Origin of the sequence: Streptomyces sp. NPDC057474 (assembly GCF_042802555.1) — a bacterium.
Lineage (GTDB): Bacteria > Actinomycetota > Actinomycetes > Streptomycetales > Streptomycetaceae > Streptomyces.
This window is the reverse complement of sequence record NZ_JBHVDX010000019.1, coordinates 49,394-75,808: the sequence shown is the minus strand read 5'-3', so window position 1 is coordinate 75,808 and position 26,415 is coordinate 49,394. Positions and strand designations below refer to the sequence as shown.

Below are 26,415 nucleotides of genomic sequence, written 5' to 3'. Positions count from 1 at the left end.
GCCATGAGCTGGCGCTGAGGGCCGCCGCCTTGTGCCCATACGTGACTCTGTTCAGAACGTCAGGACCAGTCGGCCCCGCACGCCGCCCGCGGCGAGGAGCCGGTGTGCCTCGGCGGCCTGTTTCCACCGGAAAGGTCCTGGCGACCCGGAGGGTGATGCGGCCTTCCTCCACCTGCTGCCGGAGCCGGTCGAGCCTGGCGCGCTCCCGGGCGTAGCTGAACACGACGATCGGCTCGTAGGTGATGTCTCGTTCACCGGGGCCGTCGTAGCCGCGCAGGGTCACCACTCGGCCGCCGTCGCGGACCGCCCGTGCGGTGAGCGCGCCGAGCGACGCGGCGTCCAGGAGTCCGTCGACGCCCTCCGGGACCTCCGCGCGTACCCGGTCCGGGTACTCGGCGCCGCGACGGAGGACGACGTCGGCACCGAGTTCCTTGATCAGGGTCTCGTCCTGCTCCGAGGCGTCGGCCACCACCCGCAGCCCGTCCGCCTTGGCCAGCTGGACGGCGTAGCCGCCCACCGCGCCGGCCGCGCCGGTGATCGCGACGGTCCGGCCGGACTCCAGGCCGAGCGTGTCCAGGGCCAAGCGCGCGGTCAGGCCGTTCATCGGCAGGGACGCGGCCTGCGCGTCGCTCGCGCTGTGGGGAGCGCGGACGACCGACTCCGCCGGGACCACGATCTGCTCGGCGTAGGCGCCGTGGGAGCCGTCGGCGAGCACGATCGCCATCACACGGTCACCGACGCTCAGGTCGGTGTCCGTACCCGTGCCTATCTGGCCCACGACGCCGGCTGCTTCCATGCCGGGAACGAAGGGCGGCCGGGCGTCCGGCGACCGGGCGGGTCCGCTGCGCTGGAGGGCGTCGACCGCGTTGACGGTCGCGGCGTGCACCCGGATGCGCACCTCGCCCGGACCGGCATCGGGGGCAGGCAGCTCAAGAACCTGAAGCACCTCCGGCCCACCGAATTCCGTGAAACCTACAGCCTTCATTCGAAGCACCTCATTGTTCGGCATGCAGTCGTTGAGGTGTCCGACTTTTCCGTCTCGCGCGTACCCGGAAAAGGGGAGGGTTCTTGGCTGGGATGCGGTCTTAGGGGGGACGAAACCCTCCCCCCATGACACCGGCATCGACGAGAGAGGCGAGCCCCTCGCCGTCGCGCTCTGGCACGCCGAGGAGAGCAAGCGCGTGGGGCAGTCTGAGACACGATCATCCAGAGGGCGGAACGAGCGGTCCGGGCGTCCGAGCGCCCAGACGGCGACGGCGAGGGCGAGGCATCTGAGCTGCCATGCCTACGTTCGTTACAGCCGTCGAGCCGCCCGTCGCCCGCAGCACCCCTTGTGGACGTACGCCGGAGAGAGCTCAGGTGGTGGTGTCGGACGCCGTCGGTTTCTGGTCCGCGGCCCAGGAGGCCAGGAGGCGCAGCCCATCGTGGGACGGGGAACCGGGTTCGGCGTTCCACACGATGATGTGCTGGTCGGGGTCCGTGCCACAGGTGAGCGTGTTCCAGTCGAGCGTCAGCTCGCCCACCACAGGGTGACGGAGCTTCTTGACGCCCTTGCCCCGCATCGCGACGTCGTGTTCGGTCCACCACTGCCGGAACTGCGCGTCACGGGCGGAGAGCTCCTCGACCAGAGCCGCGAGGCGCGGTTCGCCGGGGTAGCGCGCGCTCTCCATACGCAACTGGGCGATGGCCAGCCGGGTGACCTCCTCCCAGTCGGCATACAGCTCGCGCATCCAGGGTTCGGTGAACAGCAGCCGAAGGAACACGCGTTCCGGCTCCGGGTAGCGCCCGAAATCGGTCCACAGGGCGGCGGCGAGCCGGTTCCAGCCCAGGATGTCGGTACGTCGGCCGATGACGAAGGCGGGCGAGGCGGTGAGATCGTCCAGCATGCGCTGCAACTGCGTATCCACCTGCTGGCGATCATCTGACGTGGGCGGACGCAGCCTCTCCTTCGCCGCGAGGTCGAAGAGGTAGGTGCGCTGGTCGTCGTTCAGGCGGAGTGCCTGGGCGATCTCGTCGAGGAGGGGAGCCGATGCCTGGAGCCGGCCCTGCTCGATCCGTGTGTAGTACTCGGTGCTGATCGCGGCGAGAAGCGCCACTTCCTCACGGCGCAGACCGCTCACACGCCGCCGTTGCCCTCCGCGCAGACCGACCTCGGAAGGGCTGAGTTCGCCACGGCGGGCCTTGAGGAACTCACCCAGCTCGTTCAGATGAGGGTTGCGGTTCATGACTTGCAGCCTCGCACAAAAGCCCGGCGCTGTAAGGGGGAGAGATCGTGCCTATGTTGGGCTTTACCTATATATGAAAAGAGTCTCGGCGCCGACCTGCAAGGCAGCGGGCGTACGAGGACTCGGCGGCCCGGAGTCGCCTACCGGGCCGCCGAGGAAGAGCACAGGAGCGTCGTCAGCTCAGTGCCTTGAGCACTTCCTGGGCCAGCGGGACCGCCGAGCCCGGGTTCTGGCCGGTGAACAGGGTGCGGTCCACCTCGACGTGCGGGGCGAACGGCTCGGTCTCGCGATAGTCCACGCCGAGTTCGTTGACGAGGCGGTCCTGCAGCAGCCACTTCGCGCGGTCCGCGAGGCCGTTCAGCTTCTCCTCGGCGTTGGAGAGGCCGGTCAGACGGTAGCCGGAGAACGGGGACGTTCCGTCCGGGCCGATGGTGGCCAGCAGCGCCGCGGGGCCGTGGCACACCAGGGACACGACCTTGCCCGAGGCGAGCCACTCGGTGAGCAGCTTGCCGGAGGCGGCGTTGTCGGGCAAGTCCTCCATCGGGCCCCAGCCGCCGGGGTAGAAGACGGCCACGTAGTCGTCGATGTCGACGTCCTCGATGCGCATCGGGTGCGCCAGCTCGGTCGCCTCGCGCAGGGCGGTGCGCATGCGCTGCGCGCCTTCCTCGCCGCCGTTGAAATCCGCGGTGAGGCTGAGCGCGTCCGCCGTCGGCGGCACACCGCCGGGCGTCGCCGCCGCGATCTCGAATCCGGCCTCCTTGAAGACCTGGTACGGGCCGATTGCTTCCTCGGCCCAGAAGCCGGCCGGCTGCCGGGTTCCGTCGGCCAGCGTCCAGTGGTCGGACGCGGTGATCACGAAGAGGATCTTCGCCATGGGTGGGTCTCCTTGGGGGTGGTCTCAGCCCTTGAGGGCTTCCTGGAGGACGTGGCTGTCGGCGGCCTGCCGCATGCTTATGGCCTTGCCGTCACGGACGGTCCACAGGTGGATGAACCGGACGTCGGCCTTGTCGCCGGCCTTTGTCTCGGCGTGGTAGTGCCCGAACACGAAGACGTGGCCTTCGTCGTCGGCGTAGAACTCCTCGGGCACCGCGCCGAAGGACGCGATGTTCGGCATCGGTGTGCCGAAGAAGTCCTTCGCCACGCTGTCCCAGCCGTGGTACACGCCGCTGTTCGGGAAGCCCGGGGTGATGTCCCAGACGAGGTCCGGGGCCATGACCTCCTGGGTGACCTCGGGCGCCATCCGGGATTCGTAGACCCGCCGGATGAGGGCGAGGCTCGGGGAGTCGGACATGGTTGCTCCTTGGGGGAGGGGGAGAAGTCGGATACGGAAAAGCAGGCCCTGTGATCAGGCGGCGAGGGCGGCCCGCCCGGCCCGGAAGATCGCGGCCTGGCGCGCGACGCGCGCACCCAGGTGCTCCGCGGTGGCGATGTCCGACCGGTGGACCGCTTCCGGGCCGGCATCGGTCGGGCTCTGTGCGCCGGCACCCATGAAGAAGCCCAGCCGGTTGATGTCGTCCTCGCTGCCCGTGGTGGATCCCCAGCCCGGCATCAGACCCAGGCTGATCCAGTGCATGCCGTGCTGGGCGGCCAAGGTGGCGAAATAACCCAGGGTGGACGACTTGTCGCCGCTCTTGGCCCCGGAGTTGGTGAAGCCCGCGGCGAGCTTGTCCGCCCAGGCGTGGGAGAACCAGCGCCGGCTGCTGGCCTCGGCGAACGCATGGAAGGCCGCGGAGGCGGTACCCATGTACGTGGCGGCACCGAAGACGATCGCGTCCGCGGCGTCCAACTGCGCCCACTGCTCGTCGGTGATGGTGTCCACGGAGATCAGGGCCACTTCGGCCCCGGCTCCCGCAGCGCCACGCGCCACGGCCTCGGCGATGACGGCTGTGTGGCCGTAGCCCGAGTGAAAGGCAATGGCGATCGTGGTGCGGCCTGAATGGGACATGGCGATCGGGCTCCTCGAAAGTCTTGTTCGGTGTGTGACCGAGCATTGCATCGGAAGAGCGCGCTGTGAGGGGTAGGAAATTTTCCCCTGCCTACCGTTCTCCAGGTACGCGATTCCGGTCCGTCGGCCAAACCCCGCACACCGGTCGTCCCGCGCCCACGTACGCGTGGTACGCCGGCTGCAGTTCGCTGTCGTGCTCGTCGGAGACCGGGTTTCTGGGCGTACTCGGTGACGCGTTGCGGACCATTAAAGGACGGCGAAGAACTCCACCATCTTGGGGATTGCCTGGTCCACGTACTCAGGCACGTCGTACAGTGCGATATGAGTTGCGCCTTCGACGACGAACAACTCCTTCGGCCCCTTGGAAAGCTCGTAGGCCTGGTCGCTGAATACCTTTGTGTCCGCCCTGCTCCCCGCGATGAGAAGCATCGGCTGGGTCAGCAGCTCCGGGATCTGGTCGAACGCCGAGAAGGCGAACATCTTGTCCATGCTGGTCAGCAGGAAACGGCCCTTCGAATGGGGATGCTGACCTCGCGGCGTCCGGTAGTAGTCGTACCCCTCGCGCAGGAGATCCGGTGTGCTTTCGTTGATCTCTTCCAGTGTTTCCGGGACGAACGGGGCGTAGAGGGGCTCCGCACCTCGCGCTTCCGCCGTGCGCTGGTTGGCGACCATTTCCAGCGTTCCGATCTGCTCGGCCACCGGGGACAGATGCCCCAGAAAGCCCCTGGAGCCCTCGCCCATCGGAGCTGCGCTGACCGTAGCCACTGCCTTGAAGCGACGTTCGGTCTGGGCCACGCTGATCGCGTATCCGCCGCCGGCGCAAATGCCGAAGACCCCCATTCGCTGGGAGTCGACGAACGGAAGAGTGGCGAGGAAGTCGGCTGCACAGCGAGCGTCTTCCACCCTGGTCGTCGGGTCTTCCAGGAGGCGGGGTTCGCCACCGCTCGCTCCCTGGTAGGAGGAGTCGTAGACGACGGTGACGAATCCGTGCTCAGCGAGCTTCTTGGCGTAGTGGCCGATGGTCTGTTCCTTTACGCCTCCAGCCGGATGAATGCCGACGAGTGCCGGGTACTTCTTGTCTTCGCTGAAGTTTTCCGGCAGATGGAGATGTCCCGCAATCTCTACTTCCTTGTTCCTGAAAGAAACGATTTCGACCATGATGCCTGCCTCTTCTCGGCCTCGGTCCGCCGTCGGGCGGCCCTCAGATCATGGTCTTCCGAAGCTCAGGGCATGTCTACTCGCGATGGGGGGAAGAAACTTTCCCCTGGATACCACTTGCCGGGTCGGCAATTCATCCCTGATAGGGAGGCTCGGACCCCGCATCGGAAATGCGTGCAATTTGCAAACATTTTCCACTGAAGTCGACCAGGCGCCCTCGGCATGTCAGCGTCCTACTGTGCCGGGGGCTACCATCACACGCCATCCGACGCGGTGATCAGGCGCCGGTGAGCCGTTCACCTTCGGTGTCAGCCGCTCCGGTTCGCCCTCGGTCCCGGTCAGGGGATCAGGGCGGGCTTGCCTCGGGTGTGCCGCTGGTCCAGCTCCGCGAAGGCGTCGGCGACGCGGTCGAGCTGGTACGTGCCGGCACTGCGGGCGCCGCTCCTTCCGGCATGCCGAACAGATGTCAGTACTTGAGCTCTGCGTATACGTCTGGCCTGCGGAAACGGCCGTCGAGGCTCTGCCCCGGCGCGCGCCCGGGGCAGAGCCTCTGCGCGCTGGAAGGTGAATCCGCTGCGTGGGAGTTCCAGGCCTGGTCCCGAGCTGGGGTGATCGTCTCGGCGCCCAGCCGGGCAGGTCTTTCCCGGGCACGTTCGGGACGCTGGTTGGACACAAGGACAGGAACAGGCGTGTGTGAGCGTTGATCGGCAAGGACCGCCAAGATCCGCAAAGGACTCGTGATCCGTCGGCCGTGGGTTCGAGTCCCACGCGCCCCACTTCCGCAGGTCTCTGACCTGAGGAAACGTTCATTTTTGACTGTCGGAGCGTCAACTTCGTGCGTCGTCCTCGCGTCGTCCTCTCGTCGTCCTCTCGTCGTCCGGCCCGTCGTGACAAAATGGGCTGCTGTTCGTTTCCTTTCCCTGTCTCCGTACTGATCCTCCGAGGGTGTCTCCGTGACCAAGTCCGTGGCCCGCGAGCCGCTGCGTCGTAATTCGCGGTCCAACCGGGCGCGCATCCTGGCCACGGCCCGTGCGGAGTTGGGGCGCAACCCCGACATCACGCTGGAGGAGCTGGCGCGGGCCGCCGGGGTCGTACGGCGCACTCTCTTCGGGCACTTCCCGGGGCGGGCGGCGCTGTTGGAGGCCCTCGCCGAGGAGGCCGCCGAGACGCTGCGGAGCACGGTGGAGGCCGGGCCGGAGCCGACGGAGCCGGCCGAGCTGGCGCTGGCGCGGTTCGTGTTCACCATCTGGCCCGTGGGGGACCGCTACCGCATGCTCCTGGCGCTGGCCCGGCGGGACCTCGGCTCCGAGCGCGTCGCCGAGGTGCTGGCGCCGGCCCGTGAGGCGGCTGCGACCATCCTGGAGCGCGGGCAGCGGGACGGTGTCTTCCACTCCCATCTGCCGCCCGCCGTGCAGAGCGCCGGGCTGGAGGCGATGCATGTCGCTCTCCTGGAGGCCGTCAACACGGGAGCGTTGGAGGACGACGGGCGCCGGATCGCAGTAGCCACCCTCATCGCGGCCGGCGTACCCGAGAAGCGGGCGAGCGCGGTGGTCGAGGAGGTCGCGTCGGCGATGCGTGCGTCCCCGGCCGGGGACGCCTGATCCGACCTACCGCTGTATCCGTATCGCTGTATCCGTACCGCCCCGGTGTGAGTGTCTGCCGGGGCGGAGTCGTTCGTGCCGGTGGTTGCCGGGGCGGGCGTGAGGATCCTCTCCATCGGGCCCGGGACGGGGATCGCTGCCGGGGCAGCGAGGTCGCCGAGGGCGGCACCGTCATCGTCGCCACCCAGGAGGCCGCCGCCGAGTCGACGGGGGACGAGGACGGGACGTTGACGGAGGGCGACGACACCTCGACGGGAGGCGAGGGCATCTCGACGGGCGGCGGCACCGGCACGGACAGCGGTACGAGCGCGGGGACGGATGCCGGGACCGAGCAGCAGTAGTCGGCACCGGACAGCCGAAGAGCCCTCAACCGTTCGTGGACGGTTGAGGGCTCTCTGGTGTGGGCCGTGCGGGCCGCCTCAGGTCGACCCGTTCGACGAGGTGCTCTGGGCGTTGTCGGGGCGGAAGGTGACCGACTTGCCGGAGAAGTGGGCGGTGAGGCCCATCCCGGTGGGGGTGACCGAGCGCAGCCGTAGGCCGTCGGGGATGTTCCGCAGTGCGATCGGCTTCGCGAAGACCTTGTCGAGCAGCTTCTCACCGCACTCGGGCAGGGTGACGCGGCCCGCGACCTTGAAGTCCTTGAAGGCGATGCGGTTGCCGGAGGTCACCGAGACGGTCGTCGTCGTGGTGACCTCGAAGCCGAGGGGCGTCAGGACGCGCACGCGGATCCGGTCGGAGCCGTAGCCCTGCGAGACATCCAGGCCGAGGGCGGCCGACAGGTCCGCGTACGACAGGAAGGCGGTCGCCTCCGCCGAGCGGGCCCGGGCCGCACTGTCGTCGTCGGACTTCGTCAACCCGTCGAGTTCCAGGGAGAGTTCGGTCACCGGCAGTGGGCGGTCGAAGCCCTTGGCGGGGATGTCGTGCGCGGTGATGTCCACCTGGTCCAGGGTGCCGGAGGCCGCCTGCGCCAGCACGGGGAAGCCGTGGACCTCGACGTCGGGCCGGGCGGGCGTGTCCATGCCCTCCTGGAACGCCTCGGCCGTACGCGACTCGATGCGCGCGGCCGCGGCCCGGTCGACCGCGACGGGGGCGAGGGCCAGGACGGTCAGCGAGGGGGCGGCGATCGCGAGTGGTCGTCGGCGCCAACGGCGGGTGCGGGGCGCGGAGTTGCGGATGCGGCCGACTTGGGCGTCGTACCGCTCGTGGGGCGGCGCGTACTGGGGCTCGTAGGAGTAGTCGTATTCGTACTCGGGTCGGGACTGGTGCATGAGTCCTCCTCCAGAGGGCTTCGGGGACTTCGGGGACTTCGGGGAACTTCGGGAACTCCCGGGGGTCCAGGGGGGAATCGGGGTTTCAGAGGGGCCGTGGGGGCGACCCGGTCCTCCGCAGGTGGTCGACCTTCGCGGCGGCGGTGTCGGGGGCGACTCCGGCGGCGATCAGCGCGGCGGTGGCGGCGCCGGTGCCGTCGTCGGACCAGATGCCGCAGTTCACGCAGTCGAGCAGGGTCAGCAGATGGGCCTCGATGGCCCGGCTGAGCGGGTCCGGCGGGACGGTGGTCTGGAAGACGCCCTGCCGCTGACCGTGGGCGAGGACCCCGGTGACCAGGTCGCGGGCCGGGGCCAGCAGTTCGTTGACGCGGTCGGGCACGAGGTCCTGGCGGGCCAGCCGGATGAGGGTGCGGAAGCGGTCGCCGACCGGCCACACGGTGAGGACGAGACGCGCCAGGTCGGTCGCGGCGTCGCAGGTCGCGGCGGGGGCGCCCGTGACCGCGAGCCGGATCGCCTCCGCGGCCTCCGCGGCCAGGCCCTCGACGAGCGCGGCCCGGCCGGCGAAGTGGACGTAGACGGTGCGCCGGGCCACACCGGCGGCTCCGGCTATGTCCTCGAGGCGGCTGTCGGGGTCGCGGGTCAGCTCCCGCCGTGCCGCCTCCAGGATCCGGGCGCGGGTGGCGCGCGCGTCACGGCGCTGCGCCGGGTGCGGCGTCGGCGCTGGTCGGCTGCTCACATCGGCACCTCGGGGAACGGGCGCGGGAAGGGGGTCATCGCGATAGTTGCACGCCAATGGGCAATAAACTAGTCTGCACATCGATGGGCAATTAAGTGATGCCGCTCGTCCTATTCATCCCTTTAGGAGCTTTCGATGCCCTTCCTCGCGAACACTCCCGTGGAGAAGATGACAGGGCCGTACGCGCGGCGCTGGTGGGCGCTGCTCGTGCTGTGCCTGAGTCTGCTGATCGTGGTGATGGCGAACACCTCACTGATCGTGGCCGCCCCCGACATGACCACCGACCTGGGCCTGAGCAGTAGCGATCTGCAGTGGGTCGTCGACGGCTACACCGTCCCGTACGCGGCGCTGATGCTGGTGCTGGGCTCGATCGGCGACAAGTACAGTCGGCGCGGTGCGCTGGTCACCGGTCTGGTGATCTTCGCGTGCGGTTCGGTGATGGGCAGCCTGGTCGACGAGACGTCGCTGGTCATCGCGGCCCGCGCGATCATGGGTGTCGGTGCCGCGGTCGTGATGCCCGCCACGCTGTCCCTGCTGGTCGCGTCCTTCCCCCGGAGCGAGCGGGTCAAGGCCATCACCGCCTGGACCGCCACCTCCGGTCTGGCCATCGCCGTCGGCCCGCTGGTGGCCGGCTGGCTGCTGGAGGACCACGCCTGGGGCTCGACCTTCCTGATCAACGTGCCCATCGCCGTCGTCGCCGTCGTCGGCGCGCTCGCCCTGGTGCCGCCGTCCAGGGCGGAGGGCATGGGCCGGATCGACTACGTGGGCGGCCTGCTGTCGATCGTCTCCGTCGGCTCCCTGGTGTACGCGGCCATCGAGGGCCCGCACTTCGGCTGGGGCGTCGGCCCCGTCACCGCGGCCGTGGTCGCCGGTGTCGGTCTGATCGCCTTCGTCGCCTGGGAGCTGCGTCACCCGCACCCGATGCTGGACGTCCGCAAGTTCACACTGCGGCCCTTCAGCGGCTCGATGCTCGCGGTGCTGTTCTTCTTCTTCGGCACTTTCGGCGCGATCTACTACGCCACCCAGTTCCTGCAGTTCGTCCTCGGCTACGACGCCCTGGACACCGGTGTACGACTGCTGCCGCTGGCCGGTGCCGTGTTCCTCGGTGCCGTGGTGACCGGCAAGCTGACCCCGAAGCTGGGCGTGAAGGCGATGGTCGTGACCGGCATGGTCATCGGCACCGCCGGCGTGCTCCTGCTCACCCGGATCGACAAGGGCTCGACGTACACCGACTTCCTGGCGTCGATGATGATGCTGGGCTTCGCGATCGGACTGAGCGTCTCCCCCGCGACCGACACGATCATGGACGCCTTCCCCGAGTCCGAGCTGGGCGTCGGCGGCGGCGCCAACGACACCGCGCTGGAGCTGGGTGGTGCGCTGGGTATCGCGGTGCTGGGCTCGCTGCTGGGCACGGTCTACCGGGACGAGCTGACCGATCTGGTCGGTAACCGGCTCCCGGATGCCGCGATGGAGACCGCCAAGGACTCGGTCGGCGGTGGCCTGGCCGTCGCCGAGCGCATCGCGCAGGACCCGTCCGCCGGTCCTCAGCAGGCCCAGGCGGTCGTGGACGCCGTCCACCAGGCATTCGCCCACGGTGTCGCCCAGACCAGCCTCATCGGCGGGATCATCATGGCCGCCGGAACAATGATCGTCCTCGCGGTCCTGCCGGGACGCCGGGTGTTCGGCAAGAGTAAGAAGGAGGCCGAGCAGAAGACCGGGGCGGCGGACGCGGGGCGTGTGGAGGAGCACGCCGAATCCGCGCGGTAGACCCCTGGAGGAGGGGCGGCTCGGAACCCCCGGGCGTGCCTCCAGGGCGTCCCTCCCGGGCGTCCCTCCCGGGTGGGGGCCGCACCCCCGCAGAGACGCCGGTCTCGCGCTAGTGCGCTGCGCCTGAAATCCGTCGGTAGATCTGCCTCGTCTCGGCGGTCGAACTCCCGCCGCCGACCAGGCGCGTTGACCGTCCGCGGCTCAGCCGGAACCGCCTAGGAACTTCCGGCGCATGACACTAGTCGTCGAGGCCGGGCAGGGGCGTCGGGAGACCTCGTGGGCCTCGTCCGAGGGGACGCCCAGCATGCGGAGGATCAGCTCGGCCAGGTTCGTGGCGGCCTCGTCTCCGTCGAAGTCGGGGCGGTTGAAGCGCAGTTCGACGAGGGAGAGCAGGGAGCCGCCCATCGCGGCGAGGGTGACGACCGGGTCGGAGGGCAGGAAGCGGCCCGAGGCGATGCCGACCTGGAGGTCGCAGATGTTGTCGTCGTACGCGTCCAGGACAGCGGCCGCCGGGCCGTGGACCGGGAGGCGCTGCTGCCGTAGGACGTGACGGGCCGGGCGGTGCTCGTCCACACCGGCTGGGACCGGCGCTGGGGCACCGACCGGTACGGCCACGGCCACCCCTACCTCACGGCCGACGCCGTCGCCGGGCTCGTCGAGCAGGGCGCCGTCCTCGTCGGCATCGACTCCCTCAACATCGACGACACCGACGACGGCACCCGCCCCGCCCACACCGGACTGCTCGCCGCGGGCATCCCGGTCGTGGAACACCTGCGGGGCCTGGAGCAACTGCCCCCGGAAGGCTTCCGTTTCCACGCCGCACCACCGGCCGTCGAAGGCATGGGCACCTTCCCGGTACGGGCGTACGCCCTCCTCGACACGGGAGCTACGGGCGATGTCTAGGCTGATGCCGTGACGGATCTCGGCATCAAGCGCGTGGACGGTACCGCCGGGGACGAGGAACTCGAAGCCTGGCGGTACGTCCACAACACGATCATCCCCACCCACCTTCTCTCCCTCGACGACGTCCGCGAGCGCGCCGTACGCAACCACCTCGAACTCGCCTACGTCGACGGCGTCCTCGTCGGCAATTCGACGGTCCGCCCGCCCGAGGGGGACACCGCCACGGCGACGGTCATCGCGCGCGTGCTCGCCGAACACCGGCGGCAGGGGTTCGGCGAGCAGCTGTACGAGCGGGCGTTGCGGCGGGCGCGGGAACTGGACGCCCGGGTGATCGAGACCTGCGTACTGGAATCGAACGGGGACGGCCTGCGGTTCGCGCTCGACCACGGTTTCGTGGAGATCGAACGCTATCTGCTCGACGGCGACACGATTCCGTGGATCGACCTACGACACCAAGGTTGAACTACAGCTTTCCGGCGATGTCCAGTGCGGCCACGTACCCGAACGTCATCGCGGGCCCGATCGTCGACCCGGCGCCCGCGTAACTGCGGCCCATCACGGCCGCGCTGGCGTTGCCCGCCGCGTAGAGGCCGGGGATCACCGTGCCGTCCGGGCCAAGGACGCGGGCGCGGGCGTCGGTGAGGAGGCCGCCCTTGGTGCCGAGGTCTCCCGGGACGATGCGCAGCGCGTAGTAGGGCGGCAACCACAGGGGCGCCAGGCAGGAGTTGGGGAGCACGGACGGGTCCGTGTAGTAGTGGTCGTACGTGCTGTCGCCGCGTCCGAAGTCCGTGTCGTCCCCTTGCCGGGCAAGGGAGTTGAAGCGGTCGACGGTGGAGCGGAGGGCGGCGGCGGGGACGCCGATGGCGCCGGCGAGCGCGTCCAGCGTCCACGCCTTGTGTACGGCACCGGCGTCGTACCACTCCTGGGGGAACGGGAAGGTCGGCGCGATGTCCTTGAAGAGGTACCGGTTGCGGTAGTTCTGGTCGACGATCAGCCAGGCCGGGATGTGCGAGGCGGACGGGATGTCCCGCTCGTACATCGTGTGGACGACATCGCTGTACGGGCCCGCCTCGTTGACGAACCGCGCCCCCGCCCCGTTGACCAACAGCCCACCGGGCAACGTGCGTTCGGCTAGACAGAACCACGGCTGATCGGGGGTGGCAATGGCGGGACCCCACCAGGCGTCGTCCATGAGCGCGAGATCGGCACCGGCCCGCTGACCGGCGCGTATCCCGTCCCCGGTGTTCTCCTTCGCCCCCACCGTCCACTGCGTCCCGACGGGCTGCTCCTGATACTGCGCCCGCATGGCCGCGTTGTGCTCGAAGCCGCCGGAGCCGACGACGACGCCCCGGCGGGCGCGGACGAGTCCGGGGGAGCCGTTCCTGGTGACGACCGCTCCCGTCACCGTCCCGTTCTCCATGTACAGGTCTGTCAAAGGGGTGTTGAGCCACACCGGTACACCGGCGCCGAGCAGCCCGGCCCGCAGCCCGCCCGCCAGCGCCTGCCCCATGGTGAGCGGCTTCTGCCCGAGCAGCGCGGCCCGCGTCCCCCGGGCGAGGCACTCCGTGGCGACGGCCAGCCCCTTCACGCTCACGGCGGTCAGCGCGAGCCACTTGTAGTCGGCGCTGAACACCACCATCCCCGCCGGCGTGGCCAGATAGGCAGGATTCAGCCGAGCCAGCTCGTCCCCCAGCAGGTTCCCGTCGAACTGATCCGGCTCGATGGACCGCCCGTTCGGCAACCCGCCCGGCAGCTCCGGGTAGTAGTCGCTGTACCCCTCCATCCACCGGAACCGCAAGGGGCTGTTGGCCATGACGAACGACAGCATGGCGGGCCCGTGGTCGAGAAACGCCTTCTGCCGGTCGGCGGGCACGTCGTCCCCGACCACGGCCGCGAGGTACTGCGCCGCCTTGGCCGGTGTGTCCGGCACCCCGGCCGCCTTGATCACGCTGTTGTTCGGCAGCCAGATCCCGGCCCCCGACCGCGCGGCCGACCCCCCGAAGGTCGGCGCCTTCTCCACGACGACACAACTCAGCCCCTGCTTCGCCGCCGTGAGCGCGGCGGTCATCCCGGCGGCGCCGGAGCCGATGACCACGACGTCGTAGGTGCCGAGGAGGGGTGGGGCGGCAGCGGCGGCCGTCCCCGCGAGTCCACCGCTCGTGGCGAGTACGGCACCCGCCCCGGCGGCCGTGCCGAGCACCCGGCGTCGGGAGGGGCCCGCCTGTGCCCCCGTACGTCTCTCAGGATCCGCGCTTTTGGGCATGCGGGACGCTCCAGCCTCGCGAAGGGACAGGTGGCCGTGCTGTTCCCCCGGGAAGCAATCGTTCCCCTGCGCCCCGGACGTGGTGCGGATCCTCGAATCTGACGTGAAGGGATGGTGAAGTCAAGACACGCGTCGGGCATGGTGCTGCTGTGGCGAGAGCCGTGCGCGCGACCGCCTCGAAGAGGCCCGGACGAGCTGTCCGCTCCGGCCGTTTCCCTGGGGCTACGCCGGTCCTCGGCCGGGATCCGGGTAGTGGTTGACGACCTTGCCGGTGACCGGGCCGTGGAACGTGCCGTGATGGCTGATGTGGTCTCCGCCGTAGGTCGCGGTGTCCGCCGGGCCGTCGGGAGAGCCGGGTGCCGTGGTGGGGGGCGTCCACGGGCCTGAGCTTGTGGAGGACGGCCACGAAGGCTTCGGCCGCACTGCCCGCGGCGAGCGCCTGCGAGCCCTTCTTGTCGGTGCCCCCTTGCTGCCGTCCGCCCTGTCGCTGATGCCGCGGATGATCATGACGTTCAGCTGATCGCTCACATGTGCGGCGTGGGCGAACCCGTGCCCTCCGTCTCGATGGCCACGGCGTCCTGGCAGTGGTGCCGGAGGAACTCCACCAGCTCGGCCTTGTCGTCGTCGAGCACCACGTCACCCACGGCGCTGGGCTCGAATTCGGCGGTGTCCTCCAGTGCCTTGCCCGCCGCCTGCTCCAGCCGGTGGGAGACCGGCCACGAGGCGGGGCGCACGTCGAAGCGGCCGTCGCGGAGCTTGCCGCCGTGGATCGCGTACACCCGGGAGGCGACCACGACGTCACCGACCTCGAGGTCTTCGCGGAGGCTGCCCGCGATTCCCACGAAGAACGCGGCCCGCGGTCGGAACCAGTCGTTCCCCGCATGGTGCCGGTGGCCGCGTTGAGTACACCCTTGCCCGTACGGACGAGCGCGATCCGCCAGGGAAGTCCGGGAACCCGCCCCACATCGGCATACGTTCCGCCGTCGTGCGGTACTTTCTCGATGTCCGTGAGGAGGGCTTTCAGGCGCTCCGGGCGTCGAACGGACACTGGGCACGCCCGCCGCTGAGGCCGACGACACGTCCGACGCGGACGACGAGTCCTCGTACCGGCCCGGCTGGGTGGACGAAGCCACCGACACCCTGCGGCGGGAGATCGCCGCTCACCGGGCGAGCGGTGACTGCGAGAGCGAGGCCTGGGCGTGGAACAGGCTGGGCCCGTTGTTCGGTGAGGCGTTACGGGTCGAGGAGGCGATCGGTGCTCATGTCACAGCCGTCACAGTCCTCCACCGCAGAGGACGCGTCCAGGGGTCCGTGTACGCGCACACCCGTGCCCGGGACATCTTTCAGCAGGTCACCGGGGATCGGGGGCACCAGAACGGGCCTGGACCAATCTCGGCGCGGCTCTCGGAGGGCCGGGGCGGACGCGGGAGGCGACAGAGGCGTACGAGACCGCCCTGGACCTGTGCGAAGGATCGGGCGACCTCCTGATGACCGCTCACATCCTGCGCAACCTCGCCTCGCGGCATCAGGGGACCGGCGACCCGGCCGTCGCCCGGAGCTACTGGTCCCGGGCGGCCGAGGCCCATGCCGACGCGGGTGCCGCCGGCGAGGCCGCCTGCGCCCGGGCCCCGGCCCGCGCGCCGGTCGGCGCCGACCGAGCGATACGGACCGGGCCGCTGACGGTGACCGGACCGGACACCGAGCCACTTGACCTGCGTATTCGTTTCGCTGTCTGTGCACACGGGAAATGTTCGGGCAGCGTGGTCCCGGTCTACGGACCGAGGGAGGGGGAGCACGGTGCAGGACCTCGTGCGGGCGCTGGACCATGTCCGGACGGCCGACGGGCGGTGGTTGCGGGTCGAGTGCTCGGGGGATCCGCAGGGGCGGCCGGTCTTCCTGTTGCACGGGATGCCGGGCAGCAGGGTCGGGCCCCGGCCGCGGTCGATGTACCTCTATCACCGTGGGGCGCGCCTCATCAGTTACGACCGCCCCGGGTACGGAGGGTCGGACCGTCGCGCGGGGCGGCGGATCGTGGACGTCGTCGACGACGTGGCCGTGGTCGCCGACTCGCTGGGACTGGACCGCTTCGCGGTGGTGGGACGGTCCGCCGGTGCCCCGCACGCGCTGGCGTGCGCCGCCCGGCTGCCCCACCGGGTGACGCGAGCGGCGGCGCTGGTCACGCTCGCGCCGCGGGACGCGGCGGGGCTGGACTGGTACGCGGGGATGGCGCCGTCCAACGTCCGTGAGTTCCGCACCGCGTTCACCGATCCCCAGCGTTTCGTGGCCGGGCTGATTCCGCGCTCCGCCGCGATCCGCTCGGATCCGGCGCGGTTGCTGGACGAACTGCGAGGCGAGCTCACCGACGACGACCGGCTCGTCGTCTCCGACAACGGCATCCGTTCGATGCTGCTGCGCAACTACCACGAGGCGCTGCGGACCTCGCCGTACGGCTGGATCGACGACGCGCTCGCGCTCACCGCGCCGTGGGGGTTCGAGCCGGGCGAGATCCGGGTGCCGGTGCTGTTCTGGCACGGTGCGAAGGACGTCTTCTCCCCGGTCGGCCACTCCTCCTGGCTCGCCGCGCGCATCCCGCGGGCCACCGCCGTCCTGGAGCCCGCCGCCGCCCACTTCGCCGCGCTCCGTGCCCTGCCGGCCATCCTGAGCTGGCTCCTCACCGACCTGCCCAGGTCGGTCTCCCCGGCCGTCTGACGCTCGTCGGGCCCAACGGCGGACGGGTCACACCGCCAGCGGCTCCAGGTCCCGGTAGACCCGGCGTTCCCCGGACACCAGCTGGGTGATCCCGTTGTCGGAACCCATCTGCCTGCTCTGGCGCAGGAGTTCGGCGAGGGTCTCCTGCCGGAGCCGCCCCGCCTCCTCCGTCCGGCCGAGCGCGCGCAGGGTCAGCGCCGAGTTGGCGACCACCCCGAGTGCCTCCGGGTGCTGCGCTTCGAGGATGGCCTGGAGGGCGTCCCGGGCGGGCTCCTCCAGCGCCCAGGCCTCCTCCAGCCGGCCGGATTCGGCGAGGACGTTCGCGAGGTTGGCGCGGGCGAACAGCGTGTGCGGGTGCTGATCGCTCAGGACCTCGGACATGCGTGCGGTGATCCGGCGGAACAGGGACTCGGCTTCGTCGGCGTCACCGCACGCCCAGTGGTAGATGCCCAGGTTGTTGAGCGCGGCCTGGGTGTACGGGTGGCGCTCGCCGGGCACGTTCATGTACTCGGTCAGCGCCTCCCGCGCGACCAGCCGGGCCTCCTCCGGTTCGTCCGCGGCGTACAGGTCGGCCGCCTTGTTCAGGTCGCATGCCAGCGAGTCGGGCGTGGGCGCGGAGTACTGCGCCCGGTACTGCGCCCGGGTCGCCGTCGTCAGCCGGTGGGCGTCCTCGAACAGGCCGGCCCGGCGCAGCGACACGGCGAGGGACTTCGCGCAGCTCAGCGTGCCGGGGAACTCCTTGCCGAGGGTCCGCTTGTGGGCGTCGTACGCCATCGCCAGGAGCTCCACCGACTCGCTGTAGCGGCCGACCTCGCGCAGATCCCGGCCGAGGCGGGAGGCCGAGGCCAGGGTGTAGGGGTGGTCGGGGCCGAGGACCTCCTTGCGGCGGTCGTAGGTCTCCTGGTCGAGGTCGCGGGCCTCGCGGTAGCGGCCCACCATGCACAGGGTCAGCGCGAGGTTGTTCGCCGCGCTCAGCGTCCGCGGGTGGGACTCGTGGAAGATCTGGCTGAAGCCCTCGTGGGCCTCGCCGGCCAGCTCGACCGCCCTGCCGTACCTGCCGAGGGCCGCGAGGTCGCTCGCGAGACCCGAGACGGTGATGTACGTGTGCGGGTGCGAGGGGCCGAGGACGTGGCGCTGGCGCTCCAGCACCTCGTCGTTCATCTTCGAGGCCTCCACGTAACGCCCCTGGGAACGCAGCACGTTGGCGAGCTGGCAGCGCAGGTACAGATACTGGACGTGGTCCTCGCCGAGGGCCGGCTGCCAGTACGCCAGTACCTCCTCGGCCCGCCGCTGCGCGTCGATGAAGTTCCCGCGCTTCCACAGGTACCGGACCCGGTCGATGAGCAGTCGGCGCGGCTCGATCTCGGTGCAGGTGTGAGCGTCGGACGCGCGCAGATGGGGCCAGATGATCTCGAAGCGTGGCCACACCGCGGGGTCGTCGGTGGGTTCGTCACCGTCGGGCCGGGCCCCGGCGAGGACGGTGTGGACGACATGCCGGGCGTACCACTGTTCCTCCTCGGTGAGCTGGGAGCGGATCACGGCCTGGACCAGCCGGTGGATCTGGATGCTGTTGCTCACCTGGTCGACCTTGGCGAGGGCGAACCGGGCGATCTCGCGGATGACCCGGCCCAGCATCAGGCTCTCCTGCAGGGTCCCGTCCACCTTGCGCAGCTCGTCGATCATCTCCTTGCTGTAGAGCAGATGCGCGGAGATCGGCTCCGGGGCCATGAACGCGCACAGCTGCAGCAGCCGGACCGAGGCGGGTGAGCGCTCCTTCAGCTGGGCGATGGAGACGTTCCAGGTCGCGGCCACTGTCTGCGGGTAGTCGGCGGGCTGGTTGAGGTCCAGGGCGGCGGTGGTCTGCTCGGCCAGCAGCCGCAGGTACTCCTCGATGGGGGTGGCCGTCTCGGCGAGCCAGGCCCCCGCCTGTTCCACCGCGAGCGGCAGGTCGCCCACCGCCTGTGCCACCCGGTCGGCCTCCTCGGCGCTCAGGCCCGGGGCGCGCCGGGAGAGGTGCTCGACGCTCTCCTGGCGCTGGAAGACGTCGACGGGCAGCGCGGAGCCCTGCTGCGTCCAGGCCTGGTTGCGGGAGGTGACCAGGATGTGACCGCCGCCCCCGGTGGGGAGGAAGGGCAGCAGTTCCGCGGGGTCGTCGGCGTTGTCGAAGACGAGGATCCAGCGCCGCGTCGGCACCCCACGCGCCAGCATGTGCACGGCCTCCTGGCTGACCAGCGCCATGTCCTCACCGCCGGGCGCGCCGATCCGGCCGCCGAGTTCGGCGAGGGAGGAGACCACGTTGTCGATGTCCTCGGCGGAGATCCACCACACCAGGTCGTAGTCGGCCAGGAACCGGTGCACGTACTCCAGGGCCACATGGGTCTTGCCGACCCCGCCGAGCCCGAACAGGGCCTGGGGCTGCGGCAGTACGACGGACAGGCCGCCGCGCAACTGCTCGCGCAGCTGGTCGAGGATGAAACCCCGTCCGGTGAAGGTGGTGTTGCGCTGCGGCGCGTTCCACAGGCTGGGGACACGGCCCGGGAAACGCGGACCGGGCCCCCCGCCGTTGTCGACGGGCCGCTCCGGCAGCGAAAGGGCGCCCAGCAGAGCGCGGGTGCACGCGGCCTCGTCGAGCCGGTGCAGGTTCACGGGGTCGCCGCCGAAATGGGGGTCGGCGCGCCGGGTCTCGTCGACCCGCAGGGTGACGGGGGTGGAGTACGGGGCGTCCGGCAGGCCGTCGGCGAGGGCGTGCCAGACCTCACCGACGGTGCGTGACTTCTGGAAGGCGCTGGACAACAGGACGACGACCTGGGTCGCCCGATCCGGGCGTGCGGGCAGCCCGACGGCCACGTCGTGCAGGGTGACGTCGCAGCCGCGGGGCCTGAGCACGGCCTCCACCCACTCCGCCCACATCCGGTTCTCCGCCGCGTACACCACGACGACGTCCATCGACCGGGGCAGCGGCCGCCTTCGGGTGAACGCCTCCAGGCAGCGCAGCCGCACCTGTTCGGGGACGGGCGGCAGCTCGGTGACCTCGCCGTCGGTGATCACCGAGGTGAGGCGTTCGAAGGCGGAGAGCAGGGAGTTCGCTATGCCGCCCTTGTCCCCGACGGTCGCGAGGGTCTCCTCGTAGGCGTAGTAGGGGCGGTAGGGGATCTCGACCTTGCCCCAGTAGCCGTTCAGCTCCTCGGCGCTCATCGGTTCGCCGCCGAGCCCCTTGGGCAGCCCCTCGAACCTCAGCCGGGCCACCGCCCGGCCGGCGTCGACCTTCTCCTTCTCGCCCTCGTCGATGCGCATGGGCACGGGCAGCACCCGTATGTGGCGTTTGCGGTAGCCGTCGGCGACGCTGCGGGCGACGGAGGCCGCGCCGTCCAGCGACTGGTCGCTGAGGGTGAAGCAGTCGACGAGCATGTCGGGCATCTGGATGGTGCAGATGTCCGCGCTGTCCGACAGCCCCGTACGGCTGTCGATGAGCACGTAGTCGTACGCCGCCTTCATGTCGTCCCGCAGCGCGTCCAGGAAGAGACCGCCGCCCAGCCGCTCGTAGAAGTTGTCCCACTCGAACGACGACACCGTCGCGGAGTACTCCCGGTTCTGCCTGCCCGCGGAGAGGAAGTCCAGCGAGCCGCCGCCCGAGAAGGAAAGCCCGTGGCGCTCCGGGGTGAGCGAGACCGCGTGCTGCTCGACCCGCGCGTACTCCAGGTGCCAGGGCCCCGAGCGCTGGCCGCCGGTCGTCGCCGCCCAGCAGTACTCGGTGATCATGTCGATGACCCCGGTGGTGGCGGCGAGCGCGTTCGGGTCCAGGAACGGCCGGAAGAACCGGTCCAGCCCCGGGGCTTCCAGGTCCCAGTCCACGGTCAGCACGCGTTTGCCGTTGGCGGCGAGGATCCATGCCGTGTTGGCCAGGGCCATCGTGCGCCCCGTACCACCCTTGTACGAGTAGAAGGTGATGATCCGTCCGTCCTGCCGGGCAGTCATGCTTCTCCTCCGTGGTCGGGACCCGCGTCGGAAGGCGGCGGGTGATAGGGGCCCATCAGACGGGGCCGGGGCCCTCGCGGGCCCGGGGGCGGATGCGCGGCGGCGTTCCTGAGGAACTGCCGGGTGGCATGCGCCACGACGGACGGCAGCACATCGGTGAACGCCTTCAGCGTGGGCACACCTATGACCGCCACCCGGCAGTCGGTGCGGCGGCCGTGGTCCAGGATGTTCGGCAGGACGCGTTCCAGCTCGGCCGTGAGCCGCTGGCCCTCCTCGCCGTGGCACTGCAGGTCGGCGCGGTTCCAGGGCACGATCGCGCTCACCCACGGGTGGGCGGCGTGATCGAACTCCCGGAGTCTGCCCCGCCGTTCCTCGTCGTGGACGGCCCAGCGGTCGACCAGCAGGATCGCCGGGTGCCCGGGCTGGGCCGCCTCGCCGCTCCCGCGCCCGTCGGGCCCGCTGGTGGCCGGCACGTCGGGGACCACATGTCCGTCGTCGAAGTCGGAGACGGTGATCCGGTAGTCCAGCGACCGGATCAGCTCCTCCGCCAGCGCGGGCAGCGGCCGGGTCGACTCGCTGTGGTACGGGTTCCAGTCCCGCGCGTCCTCCCCGTACGGGCGCGTGTCGCGGTGCTCCGGGACGGTGTGCCGGGTGGGCGCCGCCACGGTCAGATGGATACTGCGCGGGCCTTCGCCGCGCGGCTTGAAGGCGCTGGGCGTCGTCTCGTAAGGGCGGGGGCGGCTGGACGGCAGCGGTGACTCGTGGGCGACCCGGACGATCCGCTGCGCGAGCGCGAGGACGGTTTCGTCGTACTCGTCCTTCAGCCGCTTGAGCTTGATCAGCCCGTAGATCCCGTGGGCCAGGTAGCGCTCCCCGAAAGGGGAGTGCTCGATGTGGATGTGCCGTACGGAGTCCGGGAGTTGGTCGAAGGGAACGTGCGTCCACAGCGCCGGGACGATGGCGGGTACGTCGCCCGCTCCGGCGGTCTTGGCCTGCACGACGCGCTCGTTGAACGCGTACCACTCGCGGCCGCACATCTCGCTGGTGAAGTACCGCGGGGAGAACAGCGGCACGAACACCCGGCAGAGGGCGAGGTTCTCGCTGAGCTTGTCGGGCCAGCCGTCGCCGGAGCGCATCTCCCGGTCCATGAAGCCCGCGGCCGCCCCGGCGGGCAGGTCGGTGAGCGCCATGATGTGGTCGCACAGGTCGCGGAAGAGCACGTGCACCCAGTGGTCCGGGTCGCCGCCGCCCGGCCCCCAGGGTGGTGTGTGGGCGTAACTGAGGAAGAAATAAGGCCGGTTGTCCGCGACCCGCCCCCGTTCAGGTGTGTCCACGCGCGCGCCCCCCTGCCCGCAGATGCCCCCCGACCGTGCCGAAGGCGCCATCCGGGCGAACCAACAATGTGCCTGATCACCACCTGTGGCCGATGGCTTGTTTCACGTCATTTCCAAGCGATATCCGGACATCTGCTTCAGAGCTGTGTCAACGGCGTCACGCATCCCGATGAGCACGGCGGTCCTTCCTGCCACTTCCCGCTCAGTGCGAAGATCACGCGGAAGCCGCTCGCCGATCTCTCCGAAGTCCCCGTCGTACAGCACGAGATCCTCGTACTCGATCCAGCCCCTCTCCCGCACCACACAGCGGTACGTCCGGGTCGCCGGCGGCGGGGACATCCGGTACTCGGCGAGATGGAACGCGGTGCACACCTCGAACCCCACGCGCAGCAGCAGGATCTGGGCGTCGGCCTCGTACAGCTCGGACAGCGGCGACCGCTCGCCGAGGTGGCAGTGCGGGTCGTGGTCGCCGAGCAACTCGGCCGCGCGGGGCCCGAGTGCGGCGAAGGAGGTCTGCGGATGACCGCTGCGCACGGCGCCCGGCGTGGTCCGTACACACTCGGCGAGCGCGCCCATCGTCGGGCAAGGGGTGCTCGCCGGATCGAAAGGCGGCATCGACGCCCGGAACGCGGCCTTCCCCCGCTCGTCCATCCCCTCGGTGCGCTCGGCGTACTCGCGGGAGGTGTCGGAGTTCTCCGAAGTGAAGGCGGGCACGACGAGCGTGCCGCCCGGACCGAGGGCGCCCAGCAGGGCGTCGCGTACGGCGGTGGGGGAGAGGCCGCTGCCGCGCAGCGAGGCGTGCGCCATGAGGACCCCGCCCGGGCGGATGCCCAACTCGGCCAGGGTGTCCTGGAATCGGCTCAGCGGGTCCTGCGACCGAGCGACGTCAGCCATGGAGCGCCATCCACTCGGTGTGCATCTCCTCGACCAAGTAGGCGCCGTTCTCGGTGAGTTCACCGGGAGGGGCGGCGGTCAGCCGGTCCAGGGCGCGGCGGGCCCGCCGAAGGTCCTCGGCGGACCGGGCCGGTGACGCGGTCGCTCTGCCCAGGTACTCGCTCGCCTCGTCGAGCAGCCTTCCGGCGCCGGTGCCGGGCACGGTGAGGTCCGCGATCTGCCGGAGGGCGGTGAGTCTGGACCGCCGTCCCAGCAGCGGCAGTTCGCGGACGAACTCCTCGGCCTCGAAGTCGACGGCCACGCCCAGCGCACCCGGTGCGTCGGCGCCGATCCGCAGTCCGGTGCCCGCCGCGAGGGGCGTGACCGTGGTGGCGAGGAGCGCGTTGACGCCGCCGCGCCAGCCGGGTTCGCGTTCGTCCAGCAGGCCGTACGCGGCTCGCAGCCGCTTGCCGAAGAGGGCCAGATCGCTCGGGCTCAGCGGCTCCGCCACCGGCACCGGGTAGCGGTCGCGGTACGGATCGGCGTCGTCGATGAGGAGGGGCGCCTCTTCGGTGAGACGCAGGGTTTCCAACGGCCGCCACTCCGCTTGCTGTTCCTCACCCACGTACTCCGGGACGCGTACCTGGAAGTCGCCCTCGGTGATGGTGAACTCGACCCGCCCGGGACGCGGCAACCGTACGGTCCCCAGGGTCGGGAGGTGTACCTCGCCGTCCGGCTGGTGCCAGCCGAGGGTCACCGTCGAGCCCGCCCGCACCGCGGCGGCCGCGGCGGCGGCCATGAGGCGCGGAAGGTGGCCGGGGCCGTCAGGGGAGCGGAGCAGGGCGGGGCGCAGATAGGGGTGGGCGAGGACCGTGTCGAGGTGCGCGCCGGCGGTCGCGTCGGAGTCCAGACGGACGAACAGCCGCCAGGCGGCGTCCCAGTCGACGGCTCCGGCGAGCCGGCCGTTCGCGTCGGCCAGGAGCAGTCGGTTCAACTCCAGTTGCGCCAGGCGGAGTTCGTCGGTGCTGGTGACCGCCGCGACGAGTGCCCGCTCGGTGATCCGCTCGGCGACCCCCTCGACGAGGGAGCGCAGGTCCGCGCAGAAGACCGACGGATTGTCGAACCCGCGCTCCTCGCTGTACCGGTGGGCGTAGAGCCCGCCGCCGCAGGACTCGACGACCGGGCAGCCGCGGCAGGTGTCGCTGAGGCCGTCGACGCCGAGCTGGCGGGCGCGTACTCCCGGATGCCCGGCGAACTCCTCGAAGCTGTGCCGGAAGACGTCGTAGCCGGTGGCCGGGGCGCCGGCGTACGCCGTCTTGAGCGAGTCGGCCTGTTCGAAGGTGCCGTCGGTCTCGACGACCGCGAGGTCACTCGGCGCGAGTCCCATGGCCTCGGTGAGGCTCGGACCGCCGCGCAGGGTGCTGAGCACCGAGTCGAAGGTCCTGACCGGCATGGGGCGGCCCTGCTCCTCCCAGCGGTCGAAGACTCTCAGCAGCCAGTCGGCGTAGGGAGTGCCCTGGCCATGGCCGGACGGGGGGCTGTCCCAGGTCGAGTGCGGCAGCAGGTAGTCGATGCGGGGCGGCGCGAGGGCGGTCAGGGCGTCGTGCACCGCGACCGGGTCGTTGGCCACATCCACCGTGCACAGCAGACCCTGATAGAGGTGCTGGTATTCCGGGAGACGGAGCAGTTCGATCGCCCGCAGCACCCTGTCGTAACTGCTGCGGCCCCGGCGGTCCAGTCGATGACGGTCGTTCGCGGCGCGGCCCCCGTCGAGGGAAACTCCGACCTTCACACCGAATTCCCGGAACACTTCCAGATGCCGTCTGTTCAGCTGCACGCCATTCGTGTGAATGCGTAGATCCAAAACGGTGACCGGCGCCAGTGCGCGGGTGAGTTCGGCGCAGATGTTCCTCAGTCGGGACGGTCCCGCGAGCAGTGGTTCTCCGCCGTGCAGAATGACCGTCACGGAATCCAGCTCGACGTCCGCCGCGTATTCGGCGAGCCGACGGGCCACCTGGCCGAGAGTCTCCCCGGAGATCACGACCGGCCGGGCACGCCAGCTCTGGTCCACGTGCTCGTACACATAGCAGTGGTCGCACGCCAGGTCGCAGCGGCTGTGCACTTTGAGGACCAGCTGGTGGATCGGCTGCCGGCCGTGAGAGTCCGTCACTTTTCCGGAGTGTACGCGCCCGGCCGTCCGGCGCGGACACACAGCGACCCCAACTTCCTTGATCAACAGGGAGGTTGGGGCCTCGGTGACGGTGACTAGATGGACGAGTTGAACCCGCCCGCACCAGAGGGGCTCGCCTCGCGACCGGCGGTCACCCGACCGGTGGACCGCTGGCTGCGGCGCTCACGCGGGTCGATCGTCGCGAGTGTGGCCGTCCGCTTGAGGGCGGGGCGGGTGGCGCCCGGTCGGCGGTTCGGCGTCGTGCCCGTAAGGTTCATAGTTTTCTCGTCTTCTTCAAGGGGACCATAGGTGCTGCGTCGGCCCCCGCCCGACGAGAGCGCAAGGGCCCGGTCATTAAGGTGACGACGACTATGTAAGCGATGGTTCTATCATGCACGCCCCATACCATGCACGCCTCCTGGGGTAAAGAGTGCCGCCCATCCGCGGTCATGGGTACCTCGTGCGCAAGGTAGGCGCCCTGGCGCATTTTTGACTTTGACGAGAGCATGACCTGCCGTTCACTCCACATGTCTGTGCGAGGTCTTCATGGCCGCTACGCCCGGCCCGAGCACCACGGTGAATGACGACGACCTGCCTCCGCTGTTCCAGGTGAATGACCGCATGGCAGTGGTCCATCAGGGTGAATCCTTCCGCGTGGTCCGCACCCAGCTGGTCGTTCTGCTCCTCGCCACCGCGACCGCCTCGATGTCCGAACGACTGAACAGCCGTGTCCCCTACTGGATCGCCGCCGTGCTCTATGCGCTGACGATCGTGATCGGTGTCTACGTGTCCCGCCGCCGCGCCCGCCTCCACTGGCAGGCCCACCGGGCGGCCGCCGAGGTGATCAAATCGCTGGCCTGGCAGTACATGGCGCACGGGGGTCCCTTCCACTCCCGGATCGCCAACCCGGAGGCCCTGTTCGCCACCCGGCTCGAGGAGCGCCTGAGCGAGCTGAGGAAAGTGGGGTGGGAGGACCAGCGCGAAGGGGCGAGTGCCTACGGGATCGGGCAGATCACGCCGGTGATGCGGGCGATACGGGCCAAGCCGTTCGCGGCCCGGCGCGACATCTATCTGCGTGACAGGGTGGTGGAACAACTGATCTGGTACGGCAACCGGGCCGGGCAGGCGCACCAGGCGTCCGTGCGCTGGTCCGGGATGACGGCCATGCTCACGTCGCTGGCGCTGATCGCCTCCGTCCTCAGAGCGTTGGGCGTCATCGGGCGCTGGGACCTGACCGGTGTGCTGAGCGCCGCGGCGGCGGCCGGGGTGGCCTGGCAGGAGGTCCGACGGCACCGCCCCCTCACCTATGCGCACTCGCTCGTGGAACAGGATCTGGAGACTCTACGGGTCGCGATGAGCACCACCGTCACCGAGGACGGCTGGGCCGACGCGGTCGCGGAGGCGGAGCGGCTGGTCTCGCCGCAGCACACGGACTGGCTGGTGCGATTCGGATTCTGACGGAGTGCGGAGTGCGGAGTGTGGAGTGCG

General features: G+C 70.2%; 23 protein-coding genes and 2 pseudogenes. 8 read left to right on the top strand and 17 right to left on the bottom strand.

Annotated elements, in window-relative coordinates; translation table 11 throughout:
* From ACFU53_RS08310 to ACFU53_RS08285, 6 genes are all read right to left on the bottom strand, one after another.
* The coding region (locus ACFU53_RS08310) for an NADP-dependent oxidoreductase (protein ID WP_383987530.1) at window positions 1-985 on the bottom strand (985 nt) is incomplete at its 3' end.
* A 370-nt stretch (window positions 986-1,355) separates the two neighbouring features.
* A complete protein-coding gene (locus tag ACFU53_RS08305; RefSeq protein ID WP_383987527.1) occupies window positions 1,356-2,225 on the bottom strand; it encodes a helix-turn-helix domain-containing protein in 870 nt (289 codons plus the stop codon).
* Window positions 2,226-2,400: 175 nt separating this feature from the next.
* Complete coding sequence (locus ACFU53_RS08300) at window positions 2,401-3,099, bottom strand: type 1 glutamine amidotransferase domain-containing protein (protein WP_383987524.1); 699 nt, start codon at window positions 3,097-3,099, stop codon at window positions 2,401-2,403.
* A gap of 24 nt (window positions 3,100-3,123) precedes the next feature.
* Window positions 3,124-3,516: a nuclear transport factor 2 family protein gene (locus ACFU53_RS08295; protein WP_383987521.1), complete on the bottom strand. Its 393-nt coding sequence runs from the start codon at window positions 3,514-3,516 to the stop codon at window positions 3,124-3,126.
* 54 nt (window positions 3,517-3,570) lie between these two features.
* Window positions 3,571-4,170 (bottom strand): flavodoxin family protein, encoded by a 600-nt coding sequence (locus ACFU53_RS08290; protein WP_383987518.1) that lies wholly within the window; start codon window positions 4,168-4,170, stop codon window positions 3,571-3,573.
* A 246-nt stretch (window positions 4,171-4,416) separates the two neighbouring features.
* Complete coding sequence (locus tag ACFU53_RS08285; RefSeq protein ID WP_383987516.1) at window positions 4,417-5,328, bottom strand: alpha/beta hydrolase; 912 nt, start codon at window positions 5,326-5,328, stop codon at window positions 4,417-4,419.
* A 953-nt stretch (window positions 5,329-6,281) separates the two neighbouring features.
* Between ACFU53_RS08285 and ACFU53_RS08280 the strand changes: the two genes are divergently transcribed.
* Window positions 6,282-6,929 (top strand): TetR family transcriptional regulator, encoded by a 648-nt coding sequence (locus tag ACFU53_RS08280; protein WP_383987513.1) that lies wholly within the window; start codon window positions 6,282-6,284, stop codon window positions 6,927-6,929.
* Between the two features lie 47 nt (window positions 6,930-6,976).
* A complete protein-coding gene (locus tag ACFU53_RS08275; RefSeq protein ID WP_383987511.1) occupies window positions 6,977-7,270 on the top strand; it encodes a hypothetical protein in 294 nt (97 codons plus the stop codon).
* Window positions 7,271-7,348: 78 nt separating this feature from the next.
* Here the strand turns inward: ACFU53_RS08275 and ACFU53_RS08270 are convergent, their stop codons facing one another.
* Together ACFU53_RS08270 and ACFU53_RS08265 are read right to left on the bottom strand one after the other, a co-directional pair.
* Window positions 7,349-8,197: a DUF2993 domain-containing protein gene (locus ACFU53_RS08270; RefSeq protein WP_383987509.1), complete on the bottom strand. Its 849-nt coding sequence runs from the start codon at window positions 8,195-8,197 to the stop codon at window positions 7,349-7,351.
* A gap of 85 nt (window positions 8,198-8,282) precedes the next feature.
* A complete protein-coding gene (locus tag ACFU53_RS08265; RefSeq protein ID WP_383987506.1) occupies window positions 8,283-8,933 on the bottom strand; it encodes a TetR/AcrR family transcriptional regulator in 651 nt (216 codons plus the stop codon).
* A gap of 135 nt (window positions 8,934-9,068) precedes the next feature.
* On the opposite strand from ACFU53_RS08265, the gene ACFU53_RS08260 reads away from it, so the two are divergent.
* Window positions 9,069-10,700 carry an MFS transporter gene (locus ACFU53_RS08260; protein WP_383987503.1) on the top strand — a complete coding sequence of 544 codons (1,632 nt, stop codon included), beginning with the start codon at window positions 9,069-9,071 and terminating at the stop codon, window positions 10,698-10,700.
* Window positions 10,701-10,901: 201 nt separating this feature from the next.
* On the opposite strand, the pseudogene ACFU53_RS08255 reads toward ACFU53_RS08260, so the two are convergent.
* Window positions 10,902-11,171 (bottom strand): annotated as a pseudogene (locus ACFU53_RS08255) (hypothetical protein); the annotation flags it as partial.
* 90 nt (window positions 11,172-11,261) lie between these two features.
* On the opposite strand from ACFU53_RS08255, the gene ACFU53_RS08250 reads away from it, so the two are divergent.
* Together ACFU53_RS08250 and ACFU53_RS08245 are read left to right on the top strand one after the other, a co-directional pair.
* Window positions 11,262-11,603 (top strand): cyclase family protein, encoded by a 342-nt coding sequence (locus ACFU53_RS08250; RefSeq protein ID WP_383987500.1) that lies wholly within the window; start codon window positions 11,262-11,264, stop codon window positions 11,601-11,603.
* 9 nt (window positions 11,604-11,612) lie between these two features.
* A complete protein-coding gene (locus ACFU53_RS08245) occupies window positions 11,613-12,065 on the top strand; it encodes a GNAT family N-acetyltransferase (protein WP_383987497.1) in 453 nt (150 codons plus the stop codon).
* Window position 12,066: 1 nt separating this feature from the next.
* Here ACFU53_RS08245 and kstD read toward each other — a convergent pair whose 3' ends face one another.
* The 3 genes from kstD to ACFU53_RS08230 form a co-directional block, all read right to left on the bottom strand.
* Entirely contained in the window at window positions 12,067-13,866 is a 1,800-nt protein-coding gene (gene kstD, locus ACFU53_RS08240; RefSeq protein ID WP_383987495.1) for a 3-oxosteroid 1-dehydrogenase, read from the bottom strand.
* A 222-nt stretch (window positions 13,867-14,088) separates the two neighbouring features.
* Complete coding sequence (locus tag ACFU53_RS08235) at window positions 14,089-14,394, bottom strand: hypothetical protein (protein ID WP_383987492.1); 306 nt, start codon at window positions 14,392-14,394, stop codon at window positions 14,089-14,091.
* Entirely contained in the window at window positions 14,391-14,921 is a 531-nt protein-coding gene (locus ACFU53_RS08230; RefSeq protein WP_383987550.1) for a hypothetical protein, read from the bottom strand. Before ACFU53_RS08230 ends, ACFU53_RS08235 begins: the two co-directional genes overlap by 4 nt.
* Window positions 14,922-15,254: 333 nt before the next feature.
* Here ACFU53_RS08230 and ACFU53_RS08225 point away from each other — a divergent pair.
* A pseudogene (locus tag ACFU53_RS08225) lies at window positions 15,255-15,431 on the top strand (tetratricopeptide repeat protein); the annotation flags it as partial.
* A gap of 232 nt (window positions 15,432-15,663) precedes the next feature.
* Entirely contained in the window at window positions 15,664-16,575 is a 912-nt protein-coding gene (locus ACFU53_RS08220) for an alpha/beta fold hydrolase (protein WP_383987489.1), read from the top strand.
* 27 nt (window positions 16,576-16,602) lie between these two features.
* On the opposite strand, the gene fxsT is transcribed toward ACFU53_RS08220, so the two are convergent.
* The 5 genes from fxsT to ACFU53_RS08195 all read right to left on the bottom strand — a co-directional run bounded on the left by fxsT (window position 16,603) and on the right by ACFU53_RS08195 (window position 25,205).
* Window positions 16,603-20,550, bottom strand: coding sequence for an FxSxx-COOH system tetratricopeptide repeat protein (gene fxsT / locus ACFU53_RS08215; protein ID WP_383987487.1), 3,948 nt, complete (start codon window positions 20,548-20,550; stop codon window positions 16,603-16,605).
* Window positions 20,547-21,884 carry a TIR-like protein FxsC gene (locus ACFU53_RS08210; protein WP_383987484.1) on the bottom strand — a complete coding sequence of 446 codons (1,338 nt, stop codon included), beginning with the start codon at window positions 21,882-21,884 and terminating at the stop codon, window positions 20,547-20,549. The genes fxsT and ACFU53_RS08210 overlap by 4 nt, the downstream gene beginning before the upstream one ends.
* 102 nt (window positions 21,885-21,986) lie before the next feature.
* A complete protein-coding gene (locus ACFU53_RS08205) occupies window positions 21,987-22,778 on the bottom strand; it encodes an aminoglycoside N(3)-acetyltransferase (protein ID WP_383987481.1) in 792 nt (263 codons plus the stop codon).
* A complete protein-coding gene (gene fxsBH, locus ACFU53_RS08200; protein WP_383987478.1) occupies window positions 22,771-24,927 on the bottom strand; it encodes a radical SAM/SPASM protein FxsBH, inactivated beta-hydroxylase extension form in 2,157 nt (718 codons plus the stop codon). The genes ACFU53_RS08205 and fxsBH overlap by 8 nt, the downstream gene beginning before the upstream one ends.
* A 95-nt stretch (window positions 24,928-25,022) precedes the next feature.
* Window positions 25,023-25,205: a hypothetical protein gene (locus ACFU53_RS08195; RefSeq protein WP_383987475.1), complete on the bottom strand. Its 183-nt coding sequence runs from the start codon at window positions 25,203-25,205 to the stop codon at window positions 25,023-25,025.
* A gap of 268 nt (window positions 25,206-25,473) precedes the next feature.
* Between ACFU53_RS08195 and ACFU53_RS08190 the strand changes: the two genes are divergently transcribed.
* Window positions 25,474-26,385, top strand: coding sequence for a DUF4231 domain-containing protein (locus ACFU53_RS08190; RefSeq protein ID WP_383987472.1), 912 nt, complete (start codon window positions 25,474-25,476; stop codon window positions 26,383-26,385).
* The last annotated feature ends 30 nt before the right edge of the window (window positions 26,386-26,415 follow it).

What these genes read in the sequence shown, in the direction of transcription:
- ACFU53_RS08190 (WP_383987472.1), top strand. Translation starts at nt 25,474, where the DNA reads ATGGCCGCTACGCCCGGCCCGAGCACCACGGTGAATGACGACGACCTG.
- ACFU53_RS08300 (WP_383987524.1), bottom strand. Translation starts at nt 3,099, where the DNA reads ATGGCGAAGATCCTCTTCGTGATCACCGCGTCCGACCACTGGACGCTG.
- ACFU53_RS08205 (WP_383987481.1), bottom strand. Translation starts at nt 22,778, where the DNA reads ATGGCTGACGTCGCTCGGTCGCAGGACCCGCTGAGCCGATTCCAGGAC.
- fxsT (WP_383987487.1), bottom strand. Translation starts at nt 20,550, where the DNA reads ATGACTGCCCGGCAGGACGGACGGATCATCACCTTCTACTCGTACAAG.
- ACFU53_RS08270 (WP_383987509.1), bottom strand. Translation starts at nt 8,197, where the DNA reads ATGCACCAGTCCCGACCCGAGTACGAATACGACTACTCCTACGAGCCC.
- ACFU53_RS08290 (WP_383987518.1), bottom strand. Translation starts at nt 4,170, where the DNA reads ATGTCCCATTCAGGCCGCACCACGATCGCCATTGCCTTTCACTCGGGC.
- ACFU53_RS08285 (WP_383987516.1), bottom strand. Translation starts at nt 5,328, where the DNA reads ATGGTCGAAATCGTTTCTTTCAGGAACAAGGAAGTAGAGATTGCGGGA.
- ACFU53_RS08260 (WP_383987503.1), top strand. Translation starts at nt 9,069, where the DNA reads ATGCCCTTCCTCGCGAACACTCCCGTGGAGAAGATGACAGGGCCGTAC.
- kstD (WP_383987495.1), bottom strand. Translation starts at nt 13,866, where the DNA reads ATGCCCAAAAGCGCGGATCCTGAGAGACGTACGGGGGCACAGGCGGGC.
- ACFU53_RS08295 (WP_383987521.1), bottom strand. Translation starts at nt 3,516, where the DNA reads ATGTCCGACTCCCCGAGCCTCGCCCTCATCCGGCGGGTCTACGAATCC.
- ACFU53_RS08195 (WP_383987475.1), bottom strand. Translation starts at nt 25,205, where the DNA reads ATGAACCTTACGGGCACGACGCCGAACCGCCGACCGGGCGCCACCCGC.
- ACFU53_RS08305 (WP_383987527.1), bottom strand. Translation starts at nt 2,225, where the DNA reads ATGAACCGCAACCCTCATCTGAACGAGCTGGGTGAGTTCCTCAAGGCC.